General features: G+C 74.0%; 19 protein-coding genes. 13 read left to right on the forward strand and 6 right to left on the reverse strand.

Going from position 1 to position 14,183, the window contains the following annotated elements:
• The 6 genes from D7318_RS22305 to mnhG form a co-directional block, all read left to right on the forward strand.
• Positions 1-531: MnhB domain-containing protein (locus D7318_RS22305; protein ID WP_329604844.1), on the forward strand; the 531-nt coding region annotated here is incomplete at its 5' end.
• Entirely contained in the window at positions 528-977 is a 450-nt protein-coding gene (locus D7318_RS22310; protein ID WP_120698961.1) for an NADH-quinone oxidoreductase subunit K, read from the forward strand. The genes D7318_RS22305 and D7318_RS22310, both read left to right, overlap by 4 nt.
• Positions 974-2,500 carry a proton-conducting transporter transmembrane domain-containing protein gene (locus tag D7318_RS22315; RefSeq protein WP_120698962.1) on the forward strand — a complete coding sequence of 509 codons (1,527 nt, stop codon included), beginning with the start codon at positions 974-976 and terminating at the stop codon, positions 2,498-2,500. Before D7318_RS22310 ends, D7318_RS22315 begins: the two co-directional genes overlap by 4 nt.
• On the forward strand, positions 2,497-3,054 hold the full coding sequence (locus D7318_RS22320) for a Na+/H+ antiporter subunit E (RefSeq protein WP_120698963.1): 558 nt from the start codon (positions 2,497-2,499) through the stop codon (positions 3,052-3,054). Before D7318_RS22315 ends, D7318_RS22320 begins: the two co-directional genes overlap by 4 nt.
• Positions 3,054-3,320, forward strand: a complete 267-nt coding sequence (locus tag D7318_RS22325) for a monovalent cation/H+ antiporter complex subunit F (protein WP_113688470.1) — start codon at positions 3,054-3,056, stop codon at positions 3,318-3,320. Before D7318_RS22320 ends, D7318_RS22325 begins: the two co-directional genes overlap by 1 nt.
• Complete coding sequence (mnhG, locus tag D7318_RS22330; RefSeq protein WP_120698964.1) at positions 3,317-3,667, forward strand: monovalent cation/H(+) antiporter subunit G; 351 nt, start codon at positions 3,317-3,319, stop codon at positions 3,665-3,667. Before D7318_RS22325 ends, mnhG begins: the two co-directional genes overlap by 4 nt.
• Before the next feature lie 16 nt (positions 3,668-3,683).
• On the opposite strand, the gene D7318_RS22335 is transcribed toward mnhG, so the two are convergent.
• Positions 3,684-4,565 (reverse strand): helix-turn-helix transcriptional regulator, encoded by an 882-nt coding sequence (locus D7318_RS22335; RefSeq protein WP_120698965.1) that lies wholly within the window; start codon positions 4,563-4,565, stop codon positions 3,684-3,686.
• Positions 4,566-4,707: 142 nt separating this feature from the next.
• On the opposite strand from D7318_RS22335, the gene D7318_RS22340 reads away from it, so the two are divergent.
• The 3 genes from D7318_RS22340 (at position 4,708) to D7318_RS22350 (ending at position 8,545) form a co-directional block, all read left to right on the forward strand.
• Positions 4,708-5,706, forward strand: coding sequence for an aldo/keto reductase (locus tag D7318_RS22340; protein ID WP_120698966.1), 999 nt, complete (start codon positions 4,708-4,710; stop codon positions 5,704-5,706).
• 204 nt (positions 5,707-5,910) lie between these two features.
• Positions 5,911-7,515 (forward strand): alkaline phosphatase D family protein, encoded by a 1,605-nt coding sequence (locus tag D7318_RS22345; protein ID WP_120698967.1) that lies wholly within the window; start codon positions 5,911-5,913, stop codon positions 7,513-7,515.
• Positions 7,516-7,597: 82 nt separating this feature from the next.
• Complete coding sequence (locus D7318_RS22350; RefSeq protein ID WP_120698968.1) at positions 7,598-8,545, forward strand: aldo/keto reductase; 948 nt, start codon at positions 7,598-7,600, stop codon at positions 8,543-8,545.
• 134 nt (positions 8,546-8,679) lie between these two features.
• Here the strand turns inward: D7318_RS22350 and D7318_RS22355 are convergent, their stop codons facing one another.
• Entirely contained in the window at positions 8,680-8,832 is a 153-nt protein-coding gene (locus D7318_RS22355; RefSeq protein ID WP_230423966.1) for a hypothetical protein, read from the reverse strand.
• Positions 8,833-8,917: 85 nt separating this feature from the next.
• Here D7318_RS22355 and D7318_RS22360 point away from each other — a divergent pair, with 85 nt between their 5' ends.
• The 3 genes from D7318_RS22360 to D7318_RS22370 all read left to right on the forward strand — a co-directional run bounded on the left by D7318_RS22360 (position 8,918) and on the right by D7318_RS22370 (position 10,076).
• Positions 8,918-9,331, forward strand: coding sequence for a type 2 periplasmic-binding domain-containing protein (locus tag D7318_RS22360; RefSeq protein ID WP_183091476.1), 414 nt, complete (start codon positions 8,918-8,920; stop codon positions 9,329-9,331).
• 107 nt (positions 9,332-9,438) lie between these two features.
• Positions 9,439-9,684 carry a type II toxin-antitoxin system Phd/YefM family antitoxin gene (locus D7318_RS22365; protein WP_220729745.1) on the forward strand — a complete coding sequence of 82 codons (246 nt, stop codon included), beginning with the start codon at positions 9,439-9,441 and terminating at the stop codon, positions 9,682-9,684.
• A complete protein-coding gene (locus D7318_RS22370; RefSeq protein ID WP_120698970.1) occupies positions 9,669-10,076 on the forward strand; it encodes a PIN domain-containing protein in 408 nt (135 codons plus the stop codon). Before D7318_RS22365 ends, D7318_RS22370 begins: the two co-directional genes overlap by 16 nt.
• 185 nt (positions 10,077-10,261) lie before the next feature.
• Here the strand turns inward: D7318_RS22370 and D7318_RS32950 are convergent, their stop codons facing one another.
• From D7318_RS32950 to D7318_RS22380, 3 genes are read right to left on the reverse strand one after another with little or no spacing between them, the layout of a single operon-like run.
• Positions 10,262-10,402, reverse strand: a complete 141-nt coding sequence (locus tag D7318_RS32950) for a hypothetical protein (RefSeq protein WP_183091755.1) — start codon at positions 10,400-10,402, stop codon at positions 10,262-10,264.
• Between the two features lie 42 nt (positions 10,403-10,444).
• Positions 10,445-11,107 carry a peptide-methionine (S)-S-oxide reductase MsrA gene (gene msrA / locus D7318_RS22375; protein WP_120698971.1) on the reverse strand — a complete coding sequence of 221 codons (663 nt, stop codon included), beginning with the start codon at positions 11,105-11,107 and terminating at the stop codon, positions 10,445-10,447.
• A 32-nt stretch (positions 11,108-11,139) separates the two neighbouring features.
• Positions 11,140-12,279, reverse strand: coding sequence for a hypothetical protein (locus tag D7318_RS22380; protein WP_120699039.1), 1,140 nt, complete (start codon positions 12,277-12,279; stop codon positions 11,140-11,142).
• 146 nt (positions 12,280-12,425) lie between these two features.
• Here D7318_RS22380 and D7318_RS22385 point away from each other — a divergent pair, with 146 nt between their 5' ends.
• Positions 12,426-13,580, forward strand: a complete 1,155-nt coding sequence (locus D7318_RS22385) for a cystathionine gamma-synthase (protein ID WP_120698972.1) — start codon at positions 12,426-12,428, stop codon at positions 13,578-13,580.
• Here D7318_RS22385 and D7318_RS22390 read toward each other — a convergent pair.
• Positions 13,561-14,133 carry a MarR family winged helix-turn-helix transcriptional regulator gene (locus tag D7318_RS22390; protein ID WP_120698973.1) on the reverse strand — a complete coding sequence of 191 codons (573 nt, stop codon included), beginning with the start codon at positions 14,131-14,133 and terminating at the stop codon, positions 13,561-13,563. The two genes, D7318_RS22385 and D7318_RS22390, sit on opposite strands and share 20 nt — an antisense overlap.
• Between the last annotated feature and the right edge of the window lie 50 nt (positions 14,134-14,183).

Consider the following 14,183-nt stretch of genomic DNA (forward strand, 5'->3'; position numbering starts at 1 on the left):
GGCCCACGCCGGGGCGCGGGCGTCGCCGCGCGCTCCCCCTCCGCGCACTGGGACGCGCCCCAGCAGCGCTGGCTTCCCGGCGCGGGCGAACGCCCCGGCACCGAGCGGTCGATGCTGCTGGAGATCCACACCAGGGCGCTCTTTACATCGATCGTCGTGCTGTCGCTCTTCCTGCTGTTCTCCGGCCATCTGCGGCCGGGCGGCGGCTTCGCGGGCGGCCTGGTCGCGGGCCTCGGCTTCGTGCTGCGCTTCCTCGTCGGCGGCCGCGCCGACCTCGGCCTGGCCGCGCCCGTCGATCCGGGGCTCGTCGCGGGGGGCGGCCTGGTCATCGCCGCGGGCGGCGGCCTGCTGCCGATCGCGTTCGGCGCGCCCCCGCTCGCGGCCGCCCCCTGGGAGTTCCACGCGCCGGTCTTCGGCACCGTGCACGGCAGCACGAGCCTGATCCTCGACATCGGCATCTATCTGCTGGTCGTCGGCATCATCCTCAAGCTCATCGCCGCGTCGGGGCAGACCGTGGGGGAGGCCCGATGACCTCGACCACCCTGGACTGGACGCTCGCGCTGACCGTCGGAGGGCTGTTCGCCACCGGCGTGCACCTGATGCTCCAACGCTCCCTGACCCGCGTGCTGTTGGGCTTCATCCTGCTGGGCCACGGCACCAACCTGCTGCTGCTGTCCGCGGGCGCCGAGGGCGACCCGCTGCCCCAGGCCATGGCGTTGACCGCGATCGTCATCACCTTCGGCGTCACCACGTTCCTGCTCGCCCTCGCCTACCGCTCATGGCGGCTCTCCGGGCACGACGAGGTCCGCGACGACCTGGAGGACCGCAGCATCGGCACCGTCCGCGAGCGCGACGACTTCGAGCCCGCCGCGATGCCCGACGAGACGGGCGACTCCGACGAGGAGGAGAGCGAGGAGGAGGACGGCGAGGGCGAGGAGCGCGACGGCGGACGCGAAGGGAAGGGGAACCCCGGATGACCACCCTGCTGCTCGTCGTGCCCGTGCTGCTGCCGCTCCTCGCGGCGGCCTGCTCCCTCGCGCTGGTCCGCAACGGCACCGCCCAGCGCGCGCTCACCGTCGTCGTGCTCACCGCGGTCCTCGCCGACGCGATCGGCCTGCTGCTCCACGTCGACCGCGAGGGCACCACCGTGGTCGCCCTGGGCGGCTGGTCGCCGCGGCTCGGGATCGCGCTGGTCGCCGACCTGCTCTCCGCGCTGCTGCTCACGGTCGCCGTGCTGGTCGCGCTCGCCGTCCTGCTCTTCGCCCTCGGCCAGGGCACGACCGACCGCCCTGCCCTGACGGTCACGCCGTTCCACCCGGCGTATCTGCTGCTGGTCGGCGGCGTGGGCCTGGCGTTCCTCTCGGGCGACCTGTTCAACCTCTTCGTCGCCTTCGAGGTCATGCTCGCCTCGTCCTATGTGCTGATCACGCTCAACGCGGGCGGCGAACGCGTCCTGGCCGGGATGACCTACACCATGACCAGCCTCACGTCGTCCCTGCTCTTCCTCACCGCCGTCGGCCTGGTCTACGCGGCCACCGGCACCGTCAACCTCGCCGAGCTCGCCGAGCGCACCGGCGGCCTCTCCGAGGGCGTGCGGTCCGCGCTCGCGGCGTTCCTGCTCGTCGTCTTCGGCATCAAGGCGGCCGTGGTGCCGCTGCACTTCTGGCTCCCCGACAGCTACCCCACCGCGCCCGCGCCGATCACCGCCGTCTTCGCCTCGCTGCTGACCAAGGTCGGCGTCTACGCGATGATCCGCACCCAGTCGCTGCTCTTCCCGCGCGACGGGACGTGGTGGCTCATCGGCTGCGCGGCCGTCCTCACCATGATCGTCGGCATCCTCGGCGCCATCGCGCAGGACGACATCAACAGGCTGCTGTCCTTCACGCTGGTCAGCCACATCGGGTTCATGCTGTTCGGGCTCGCGCTCTTCGACCTCGCCGGGTTCACGGGCGCGATCCTCTACATCGTCCACCACATCGTCGTGCAGGCCGCGCTGTTCCTGGTCACCGCGCTCGTCGTCAGCCGCACGGGCACGGCCGCGCTGCACCGGCTCAAGCCACCCGCGGAGAGCGGCGAACGCCCAGGGCCTGGGCGCCCGTTGGCGGCGGCGCTCTTCCTCGTCCCGGCGCTGAGCCTGGCGGGGCTGCCGCCGTTCTCGGGGTTCATCGCCAAGCTGGCGCTCCTGCGGGCCGCGGTCATCGACGGCGGCGCGATCGCCTACGCGGTGGCCGCGGCGGCGCTCGTCACGAGCCTGCTGACCCTCTACGCCATGGTGCGCGTGTGGCGCGTGATCTCCGTGCCGCTCGCCAGCGCGGCCGCCACCGCGGGGGGCCGGGCGCTGACCGTGGGCGCGGCGGCGGGCATGGTCGCCGTCGGCCTCGCCATGGCCGCGGGGGCGGGGCCGCTCGTCGCGCTCACCGAACGCGCCGCCGCCGACCTCTCGCGGCCCGCCGACTATCGCGAGGCCGTGCTCGGCACCGAGGGCGGTGAGGGACGGTGACCCCGGCGAACGCCGGCCCGGGCCAGCCGCGCCGCCCGCGCCGCCCCGCGGGCCGCAGGCTGCTGGCCCTCGTCTGGCTCTGGCTGCTGTGGATCATGCTGTGGGGCTCGCTCCGCGCGACCGTCGTGGTCGGCGGGCTGCTCGTGGCCGTCGGCGTGCTCACCGCGTTCCGCATGCCGCCCATGCGCAACCGCCTGACGCTCCGCCCGCTGCGCCTCGTCAGGCTGACCGGCCACATGCTGGTCGACCTCGCGGTCTCCGCCGTCTCCGTCGGCTGGGCCGCCGTCCGCCACGGGCCCCGCGCGCCCGCCGCCGTGATCGAGGTCGAACTGGCCGAGAACAGCGACCTGTTGATCGCCACCACCGCCTATCTCACCACCATGACCCCCGGCACCCTCGTCCTGGAGATCGACAGGGAGCGCCGCCTGCTCTACGTCCACGCGCTGCCCGTGCCGGGCCAGGACGCCGTCGACGCCCAGCGCCGCGCGGTGTCGGCGGCCGAACGCGTCGCGGCGCGCGCCATCCGCGACAGCGAGAACCGGAGGACCTTCTGATGGACGCCGTGTTCGTGCTCACCGTCGACCTGCTGGCCGCGTCGGCCCTGCTGACGGTGGTCAGGATCGTGCGAGGACCCACCGTGCTCGACCGCATCGTCGCCCTCGACGTGCTGGTGACGCTGATCGTGACCGCCGTCGCGGTCGGCATCGCCCGGCACGACACCGGCTCGTCCGTGCCGCTGCTGCTGGTGCTGACCCTGCTCGGCTTCATCGGCTCGATCACCGCGGCGCATCTGGTCGAGGAGCGGGAGGACATGCGGTGAGGGCGGCGCTCGACGTGCTCTCGGCCGTCCTGCTGCTGACGGGCGCGGCGTTCTGCGTGCTGACGGCGGTGGGCGTGCTGCGTTTCCCCGACCCCGTGTGCCGCCTGCACGCGGCGGCCAAGGCCCAGACGCTCGGCGTGCTGCTGATCCTGGGCGGCACCGCGTGCCAGGTCAGCGCGCACCACATCGTGTCGCTCGCGCTGGTGGCGGTGTTCCAGCTGGCCACCGTCCCCGTCGTGGGCCAGGTCGTCGGCCGCACGGCGTACCGCACGGGCGCCGTCCACCGCGAGAGCCTGGTCGCCGACGAGCTCGAGGCCCGCCTGGCGGAGGACGAACGCGGGGGTTAGGCGCGTCGCTCGGTCGCTAGGCGCGTTGCTCGGCCGCCTGGGCCGCCTGGGCCGCCTGGGCCGCTTCGGCCGTCGCGGCCGTCTCTGCGGCGAGCCGGTCCAGGGCCCCTGCCGAGGGGGAGCCGGGCGCGGCGGTGTAGGTGACGAGCTGGTGGTCCGGGGTGTTGGGCAGCAGCATCACCACATAGTCGAGCGAGAGCGGGCCGACGGCCGGGTGCCGGAACTCCTTGCGCCCCTGCCCAGGGCCCTTCACATCGTGCTGCGCCCACAACGCCCTGAACTCCTCGCTGCGCACCGCGAGATCGCCCACCAGGGCCCTGGTCACCGGGTCGTCGGGGTCGCGCCCGGTCTCGGCGCGCAGCTGCGCGATGCCGTGCCTGGCGCTCAGCTCCCACTCGATGTAGTACGCGCGCGAGCGCGGGTCGAGGAACGCGAACCGCACCAGGTTCCGCGACGACGGCTCCCGCTCGGCGACATCGGGAACGATCGCCGCACCCATCGCGTTCCAGGCGAGCACGTCGAGGCGGCCGTTGAGCACCATCGCGGGGACAGGCCCCATGGCCGCCATGAGCTGCCGCACCTCGGGCGCCACGCCGTTGTGGCCGCGGCGGCGCGGCGGGGCGGGGACCGAGTGGGCCAGCCGGTAGAGGTGGTCGCGCTCGTGGTCGTTCAGGCGCAGCCCACGGGCGAGGCCGTCGAGGACGGACGCGGAGGGCCGCACGTCACGGCCCTGTTCGAGCCGTGTGTAGTAGTCGGGGCTGATCCCCGCGAGCTGCGCCACCTCGGCGCGGCGCAGCCCGGGGGAGCGCCGCCGCGCCCCGGCGGGCAGCCCGACGCTCTCCGGCCGGATCCGGTCGCGGCGGGATCGCAGGAACGCCGCCAGCTCGCGTGTGGTCATGCCCCCAGTCTGCCGGGCCGAGGGGGCGCGTGCCTGGCCCCGCGGGGACCAGCCTCGCCGGTGCTGGCCATGGGCGAGCACTGGCTGGGGCAGGGACGGCGGCGCACGATCGAGGGGCACATCACAGCGAGGGAGAACTCACGTGCGCTATCGCAACCTGGGCACCCATGGGCCGCGAGTCCCGGCGATCGGCTTCGGCGCCATGACGCTGGCCCCCGGCGTCTACGAGGACGTGACGGAGCGGCAGGCCACCTCGGCGCTGCTCGAGGCCGTGGACTCGGGCCAGACGCTCATCGACACCGCCGACATCTACGGCGCGGACGGGTACAGCGAGCGGCTCATCGGCCGGGTCCTCGCGGGGCGCAGGGACGCGGTCGTCCTGGCCACCAAGTTCGGCGGGAACACCGACGAGAGCGGCCGTTTCATCGCCGGGCTGGGGCGCCCCGCCCAGGTGAGGCGGGCCATCGAGGCCAGCCTCACGCGCCTCGGCACCGACCATGTCGACCTGTACTACCTGCACCGGCTCGACCCGACCACGCCCATCGAGGACACCGTGGGCGCCATGGCCGAGCTGGTCGCGGCGGGCACCATCCGCGCCATCGGCCTCTCCGAGGTCTCGCCCGCGACCCTGCGCCGCGCCCACGCCGTCCACCCGGTGGCGGCGCTCCAGACCGAGTACTCACTCTTCAGCCGCGGCCCCGAGGACGAACTGCTCGATGTCTGCCGGGAGCTGGGCGTCACCTTCGTCGCCTACAGCCCGCTGGGGCGCGGGCTGCTCGGCGGCTCGGTGCGCTCGGTCGACGACCTGCCCGATGACGACTGGCGGCGCGGCAACCCCCGCTTCGTCCTGGGCAACATCGACAGCAACGTCGGCCTCGCCGACCGGCTCGCCTCGCTCGCCGCCGAGGCGGGCATCACCCCCGCGCAGCTCGCGCTGGCGTGGCTGCTCGACCGCGACACCCTGCCGATCCCCGGCAGCCGCCGCGCCGAGCACGTCCGCGCCAACGGGGCCGCCGCCGACCTCGCCGCCGCCCTCGACCCGGAGATCCTGCGGCGGCTGACCGAGGCGATCCCGCGCGAGGCCGTGGCCGGGGCCCAGGCCGACGCGCAGTACCTGGCCGCGATCGACACCGGCGCGTGACCCGTCACGCGTGACCCGTCACGTGTGATCTGTTCCCTGTGACGCGCGGGCCCCCGTGGTCGCTTTCCGTGTGGCGTTCGGGCCTCTCCGTGACGAAGTTCGCCGAAAGGTGGTGAGGAATAGGGCGAGCCTCCACCCGAATGTCATCGCTCACCGCGATCGTGTCGGCCCGTCAGACACTGTGCACAGACGGGCAGGTCATCGATGAATCTCAGCAGACGACGCCTCCTGGGCGGCGTGGCAGCCGGCGTCGGGACGATCGGCCTCCACGCCGCCGGTCTCTCCTCCGGCATCGCCCGGGCCGACCCCCGTTTCACCGGCGACCCCTTCCGCCTCGGCGTCGCCTCGGGCGACCCCCACCCCGACGGCGTCGTCCTGTGGACGCGCATCGCCCCCGACCCGCTCGCCCTCGACGGCCTCGGCGGGCTGCCCGACCAGTCCGTCGACGTCGAGTGGGAGATCGCCCACGACGAGGGCTTCGCCCAGGTGGCCCAGCGCGGAACGGTCCCCGCCGTCCCCGAGCTCGGCCACTCGGTCCATGTCGAGGTCGTGGGGCTCGACCCCGGCCGCGCGTACTTCTACCGCTTCCGCTCCGGCGGCGAGATCAGCCCCGTGGGCCGCACCCGCACCGCGCCCGAGCCCACGTCGGCCGAGGGCGGCGTCGCGTTCGCGTTCGCCTCGTGCCAGTGCTGGTATGACGGCTTTTACACCGCCTACCGCCACATGGCCGCCGAGGACCTCGACTTCGTCGTCCACCTCGGCGACTACCTCTACGAGGGCGGCGTCGGCCCCACCGGGGGCGTGCGCGGCCTCGAGCTCGACGCGTCGTTCCAGCGCGAGACCTACACCCTCGCCGAGTACCGCAACCGGCACGCCCTCACCCGCCTCGACGCGGACCTCCAGGCCGCGCACCAGGCGTTCCCCTGGATCCTCACGTGGGACGACCACGAGGTCGAGAACAACTGGGCCGCCGACATCGCCCAGATCGACTCCGACGGCTTCCCCGACGCCGACCCGGTGGCGTTCCGCGCGCGCAAGGCCGCAGCGGTCCAGGCGTACTACGAGCACCTGCCGCTGCGCCTGCCGCAGAGGCCCGAGGGGTCGGCCGCGCGCATGTACCGGCGGCTCGCGTTCGGGCGCGTGCTCGACCTGCACGTCCTGGACAGCCGCAGCCACCGCGACGACCAGGTGTGCGGCGACGGGACGAAGGCCGGGTGCGACGCCGAGCGCAGCGACCCGGCCCGCACGATGCTGGGCGCCGAACAGGAGGCGTGGCTGCTCGACGGCGCCGCCCGATCCGGCGCCACCTGGAACGTCCTCGCCAACCAGACCCTGGTCGCCCAGGTCGACCAGGACCCCGACCCCGAGGTCCTCTCCTCGGGTCTCGACATGTGGGACGGCTACACCGCCGCCCGCGACCGGCTGCTCACCGGGCTGTACGAGAGCGGCGCCAGCAACCCCGTCGTCCTCACCGGCGACATCCACCGCAGCGTCGTCGCCGACCTCAAGCTGGACTTCGACGACGAGGAATCCCCGATCGTGGCAACAGAGTTCGCCGGTACGTCCATCAGCTCGGGCCGCGACGGCACCGCGATGGACCAGGTCGGCTACGACTGGATGACCCCGGGCGTCAATCCCCACCTGAAGTGGCACAACGCCCAGCGCGGCTACACCGTCATGACCCTCGACAGCGGCGAGCTGCGCGCCGAGTACCGCGTCCTGTCCCGGGTCACCACGGCGGGCGCGCCGGTCGAGACGGCCGCGGCGTTCGTCGTCGAGCCGGGGCGGCCGGGGGCGCGGAGCGTCTGACGCGCGGGGGCACGGGCGCACGGGCGCGGGGTCCGAGGCGCGGGGGGGCGCGTTCCTTGGCCCCCGCGCTACCGTGCGCCCCATGAGCGCAACGCCCGCCGGGCTCGCCCCGGGAGAACGCGTCCCGCTGGGTCGCACCGGACTGACCGTCAGCCGCCTCGGCCTCGGGCTCGCTCCGATCGGCGGTATGTTCGCGTCCGTCCCGCCCGAGGTGGCCACCGCCACCGTCGAACGCGCCTGGGAGCTGGGCCTGCGCCTCTACGACACCGCGCCCGTCTACGGCTATGGCCGCTCCGAGGCCCGCGCGGGGGCCGCCCTGGCCGACAAGCCGCGCGACGCGTTCGTGCTGTGCACCAAGGTCGGCCGCCTGATCGAGCCCGGCGGCCCCGACACCCAGCCGCTGTGGGCCGACCCGCCGCCCGGGATCGGACCGCGCCTCGACCACTCCTACGCCGCCACGCACCGCTCGGTCGCCGAGTCCCTCGACCGCCTCGGCCTGGACCGCGTGGACGTCCTGCACATCCACGACCCCGACCTCGACTACCCGACCGCGCTCGGCGGGGCGTATCGCGCGCTCGACGAGCTGCGCCGCGACGGCGCGATCGGCGCCGTCTCCCTCGGCGTCAACCACCCGGCCGTCGCGGCCCGTTTCGTGCGCGAGGCCCCGGCGCCCGGACCCGACTGCGTGCTCGTGGCGGGCGGCTGCACCCTGCTCGACCGCTCCGCGGCCGACGACCTGCTGCCGCTGTGCGCCGACCGTGGCATCGCCGTGATGGCCGCGGGCGTCATCACCCCGGCGCTCGCCGCCGCCGAACGCGCCGCCGTCCGCGCCGTGTGCGACCGCCACGGCGTGCCACCCCTGGCCGCCGCCCTCCAACTCCCGCTCTCCCTCCCGGCCGTGACCACGGTCCTGGTCGGCGCGCGCACGCCCGAGGAGATCACCGAGAGCGCGACACAGCTCGCGCACCCGATCCCTGAGGCGTTCTGGCCCGAGCTGACGGAGGCGGTGGAGGGCGGAGCCGGTCGTTGACGCTCCGGGTGCCCTGATGATGCCGGTCATGTGCGACCCCCCTGTGATCCCCCGAACGTCGCCCCCCGAGTGCGGCGACGTCTCCACCCCCTATGACCACCGACCGGCCCGCTCGAGTTGCCCGCGTTCGCGACTCAGCGTCGGACGGCCGGTGCCAGCACGTCCTCGCACCAGCGGCGGAACGACGTGGGGCTGCCGGTGCGTTCGGTGCGCGCGACGCCGTTGTCGAGGCCCGCGTCCTTGGCCCGCATCATGGCGAGCATCGATCCGGCCATGGCCTCGGACATCCCGGCCCCGATCAGCCCGGCCGTGTAGGCGTCGTCCTCGACGCGCCGGAAGCGGATCGGCCGGTCGTGCGGGCGCGGGGAGCAGGTGCCCGCGCCGCGCGAGGGGCGCGCGGACGTGGCGCTGGTGCCGCGCCCGTTCGACGACCGGGGGCTCGACGCCGAGACGCTCCTGACCGAGCCCCGGCTGGTCGCCCGTTCCCGCCTGCGCCTGGCCGACCTGGCCGACCGCGTCCTCCCCGACGGCGCCCCCGCCGACCGCGAGGGCGACGGGGCGCCCTCGCGCCACCTCGACCTGGCGCACATCTTCAACCTGATCGAGCTCGGCCGCCTCGTCTGGTTCCCGCCGCTCTCCGTCACGCGCCGCCACCCGCGCCCCGGCATCGCCTACCGCCCCGTCGATGACCTGCGGCCCCCGATCCTCGCCCTGGCCTGGCCAGAGGACTCCCGCTCGTCGGCCGTCGCCGCCCTCCCCCGCACGGCCCTGGCGTGGGTGGGCTGAACGGGATGCAGGCCGCGCGTCCGCGGAGTCGACCGTCGACCGCGGAGGAGGAAACCGGAAACCCGCCTCGACCTGGGGAAATCAGATAATCTGATTCCATGAGGACCATGACCGCGACGGAAGTCGCCCGCAATTTCGCCTCCGTGCTCGACCGCGCCGAGCACGGGGAGACCATCGTGATCACCAGGGGAGGACGGCGGCTGGCGACTCTCTCCCCGGCGTCCGCGGGCAATGGCGGGACGATCAGGCAGTTCCTCGCCTCGCATCCGGTCGACGAGGACTGTGCCCGCGACATCGAGGCGGCTCGGGAGATCGCCACCGACGAGTTGAGCGGCGCGTGGCACGACGACTGATCCTGGACACCGGCGTTCTCATCCACGCCGAACGGGACGGCGCGCGGCTGGTCCGGCTGCTCCGCGACGACGATGACGTGGCTGTCGCGGCGGTCACGCTGGCCGAGCTACAGCTCGGAGTGGAGTTGGCCGACGACTCCCGCCGGGTGCTCCGGCAGGAGTTCGTCGACGGGGTGCGCGCCCTGATTCCAGTTGAGGACTACACCTCGGACGTCGCCGTCGTCCACGCCAGGCTGCTGGCCCACATCCGCCGCCACGGAAAGCCCGGGGGAGGGCACGACCTGATCATCGCCGCCACGGCGACGGCGACGGCCAGGACCCTGGTCACCACGGACGGGAAGGCGGTCTTCGACGACCTTCCCGGAGTCCGCGCCACGGTCGTCCCCACCTGACCCGGCCCCCTACGCCCGCGCCGCGCCCACCGGGCATGACGGGCCCGTGCGGCCCGTGCCGCGGTGGCCCGCCACGGGCTCGTGTCGAGGTACCGCTGGTGGCCGGAAGTGTCTGCTCCGCACCGCGTCCATGCGGCGCAGCCCGCCGCCGCGTGGTCCGTTGCCCAGGTCGGCCATGGCGTCGTTCACCGCCGGGGCGACGCGAGCGCGGTGTGTGCGTCGTCCAGGATGCGGCCCGCCTGGTCGGCCGCCCGGTCCAACGCCCGTGCGAAGGAGGGCAGGGCGGCGGGCGCGATCTGGGTCACTGCCTGCCGCAGCGCGGTCACGGTCGCGGGCGGCTGCGGTCTCCCATGGTGGGATCCGCCCGCTCAGCCCTCCGCCCGCGCCACGCCCACCGGGCACGAGATGCCCGTGCCGCCCATGCCGCAGTAGCCCGCGGGGTTCTTGTCGAGGTACTGCTGGTGGTAGTCCTCCGCCGGGTAGAACGGGTGCGGGGGAGCGGGGAGGATCTCCGTCGTGATCTGCTCGTAGCCCGACTCCGACAGCACCTTCTGGTACGCCGACCGCGACGTCGCCGCCGCGGACTCCTGGGCGGGGGAGTGGGTGTAGATCGCGGAGCGGTACTGGGTGCCCACGTCGTTGCCCTGGCGGTAGCCCTGCGTCGGGTCGTGCGACTCCCAGAACACCTTCAGCAGGTCCTGGTAGCTCACCTTCCGCGGGTCGAACACGACCCTGACCACCTCGGCGTGACCGGTCATGCCGGAGCAGACCTCCTCGTACGTGGGGTTCTCCGTGGAGCCGCCCTGGTAGCCGACCAGGGTCGTCCACACGCCCGGGGTCTGCCAGAAGCGGCGCTCGGCGCCCCAGAAGCAGCCGAGGCCGAAGTCGGCGACCTCGAGGCCCTCGGGGTAGGGGCCCAGGAGGGACGTGCCGAGGACGGTGTGCGTCTCCGGGACGCGGAACGGGCGCTCCGCCCGCCCCGGGAGGGCCTCCTCGGCGGTGGGAATCCGGGTCTTGAACGCGTACAGCATGATCGAGTGTCTCCCTGTTCTCCCTGGCCGTCTCAGCGGCCCGCGATGGCCATGGCGCGATAGGCGGCGTACTCCGTGGCGGGGTCGTCGCCGTCGACCCACGGGATCGCACCGACATAACCGTCGATGGCCCGCACCTGTTCCGCCGCCTCCGGGTACCGCTCGGCGCGCACCAGGAAACACAGCAGCAGGTGGCGCACGTGCGGCTCCACCGGGTGACCCGCGCGCACGTGGCTCACCGCGAACTGGGCCGCCTCGATGGCGTCCGCCACGACGGCGCCCTGGTAGATCGGGCCGAGCGGCAGCTCGGGCAGGTGGTCGTACACGGCGAACAGCGGCAGCGCCGCCAGCAGGCTGCCCTCGGGGGCCGACGCCGCGGCGGCCGTGGCGAAGGCCTCCGCGTCGGCGCGCGAGCCGTGCCACTTCTCCGAGAAGTACGGCAACGCCGCCAGGTGCGCGCCCATGTGCTGCTCGTCGCGCTCGGTCACCTTCCGCCACAGCGCCTCGAAGTCGGGCTTGCGGTAGCTCAGGCCGCGCGCGATGAACAGCTCCGTGATGTACGGGATCGGGTCGTCGGGGCGCAGCGCCGCCGCCTCCCCGCACACCGTGCGCGCCTCCTCGAGGATGATCCGGTGGTCGGCCGACGACGGGTCCGCCATCGCCTGCCACACCAGGAACTGCGCGTACACCTGCGCGCCGCCCGGGTCGTTCGGCTGCTCACCGCGCCAGCGGCGCAGCCAGCCCGCGTCGTGCCCGCCCTCGGGCTCGCCCGCCGCGCGCCAGCGGGACAGCTCCATCGCGGCGGCGCCCGCGAGCGACTGCACGCGCTGCCAGCGCAGCTCGCTCTCGTCGGTCAGCGCGAGCAGCTGCCCCGCGGGCCGCCAGTCGCGCGTGCGCCGCGCCTCCTCGAGAACGGAGACCAGCTCGTGGTCGGGCCCCGGCAGGCGGACGTCGAGCTGGTCGACGGGGACGAGCCCGCCCGAGCCGGGCTCGCCCTCCTTGGCCAGCGAGAGCCCCTCGGGCGCCCCCGCCGCACCACCACGCGCCGTGGCGGACTCCGCGGCGGCGGCAGCGCGTTCGAGCTCCTCGCGCTCCCGGCGCCGCCGGATCATCGGCATCACGAACACCGCGAAGAGAACGGCCAGGGTCATCAGCAGGAACAGGGCTTCCATGGCGTGCGGCTCCCCCTCGGTCATGCGTGTCCGGCGGTGCGGGACCGGTGCCTGACGCGTGCTTGACGTACATGGACACCTTATGTCGCGTCCGCCGCGCACCTCGACGGCGTCACCTCCACCGTACGGCCCACTACCGTGGTCCCATGAACGATCACCTCAGCGGCCAGCGCTTCGAGACGGTGGCCATCCACGCCGGGCAGGAGCCCGACCCGGTCACCGGCGCTGTGGTCCCGCCCATCCACCAGGTCTCCACGTACAAGCAGGACGGCGTCGGTGGCCTGCGCGGCGGTTACGAGTACAGCCGGTCGGCGAACCCCACGAGGACCGCCCTCGAGGAGAACCTCGCGGCCCTCGAGGGCGGCGGGCGGGGGCTCGCATTCGCCTCGGGCCTGGCCGCCGAGGACTGCCTGCTGCGCACCGTGCTGTCGCCCGGCGACCACCTGGTGATCCCGAACGACGCGTACGGCGGCACGTTCCGCCTGATCGCCAAGGTGGTCGAACGCTGGGGCGTGAGCTGGTCGGTCGCCGACACCGGCGACCCCGCGTCCGTGCGGGAGGCGCTGCGGCCCGAGACCCGGCTGATCTGGGTCGAGACCCCCTCCAACCCCCTGCTCGGCATCACCGACATCGCCCTGATCGCCGACCTGGCGCGCACCGCGGGCGCGCGCCTCGTGGTGGACAACACCTTCGCGAGCCCCTATCTCCAGCAGCCCCTCGCGCTCGGCGCCGACGTGGTGGTGCACTCCACCACCAAGTACCTGGGCGGGCACTCGGACGTGGTGGGCGGCGCGCTCGTCACGTCGGACGCGGCGCTTGCCGAGGAGCTGGCGTTCCACCAGAACGCGATGGGCGCGGTCGCGGGCCCGTTCGACGCGTGGCTCGTGATGCGCGGCATCAAGACCCTCGCGGTCCGGATGGACCGGCACAGCGCGAACGCCGCCCGCGTCGTCGAGGCCCTCCAGGCCCACCGGAGGGTCTCCCGCGTGTACTACCCGGGGCTGCCGTCGCACCCCGGCCACGAGACCGCGGCCAAGCAGATGCGCGACTTCGGCGGGATGGTGTCGTTCCAGGTCGTCGGCGGGGAGAGCGCGGCGGTCGAGGTGTGCAACCGTACGCGCCTCTTCACGCTGGGGGAGTCGCTCGGGGGCGTGGAGTCCCTCATCGAGCACCCGGGGCGCATGACGCACGCCTCCGTGTCGGGCTCGGCCCTCGAGGTCCCGGGCGACCTGGTGCGCCTGTCCGTCGGGATCGAGGCGGTGGACGACCTGCTCGCCGACCTCACCCAGGCGCTGGGCTGACGGGCTCCGAGGCCCCGCGGGCGTCGGGGCCGCCGCTCTGGAGCCGGGTGATCGCGCCGTTGAAGCGCGTCAGGAGCGCGCAGAAGTCGGCGCGCTCTTCCGGCGTCCAGCCCTCGGTGAGCTCCGAGATCAGCCGTCGGCGCGAGTCGCGCACCTCGGCGAGCCGCTCGCTGCCGAGCGGGGAGAGCTGGAGCACCACGGCCCGCCCGTCGGCCGGGTCGGCGGCCCTTCTGACCAGGCCGGCCGCCACGAGCGGCGCGACCTGGCGGGTCACCGTCGACGAGTCGATGCCCATGCCGCAGGCCAGCGCCTTCACGCCGGCTGGCCCCTCCTCGGCGAGTCTGCTCAGCAGGAGGTAGGCGGCGCGGTCCATCGTCTCGCGGGCGGGGCCGAGGCCGCCGAGGCGGGTCTGCTCCGCCCGGCGGGCGAAGACGGCCACCTCGTGCTGGAGCGTGTCGAGCAACGCCGCGTGCCGCGGCTCAGGCCGCGACCGCGCCGGAGGTGCCGCGGCGGGGGAGGCGGCGGGTGATGCGGTGCTTGTTTCAGGCGTCATGTCCGAACGTTCCGATGGCTCACGGGGGTTCACGGGGGGTGGCGCGCTGG

The sequence above is a fragment of the Streptomyces radicis genome (genome assembly GCF_003626575.1).
GTDB classification, from domain to species: domain Bacteria; phylum Actinomycetota; class Actinomycetes; order Streptomycetales; family Streptomycetaceae; genus Streptomyces; species Streptomyces radicis.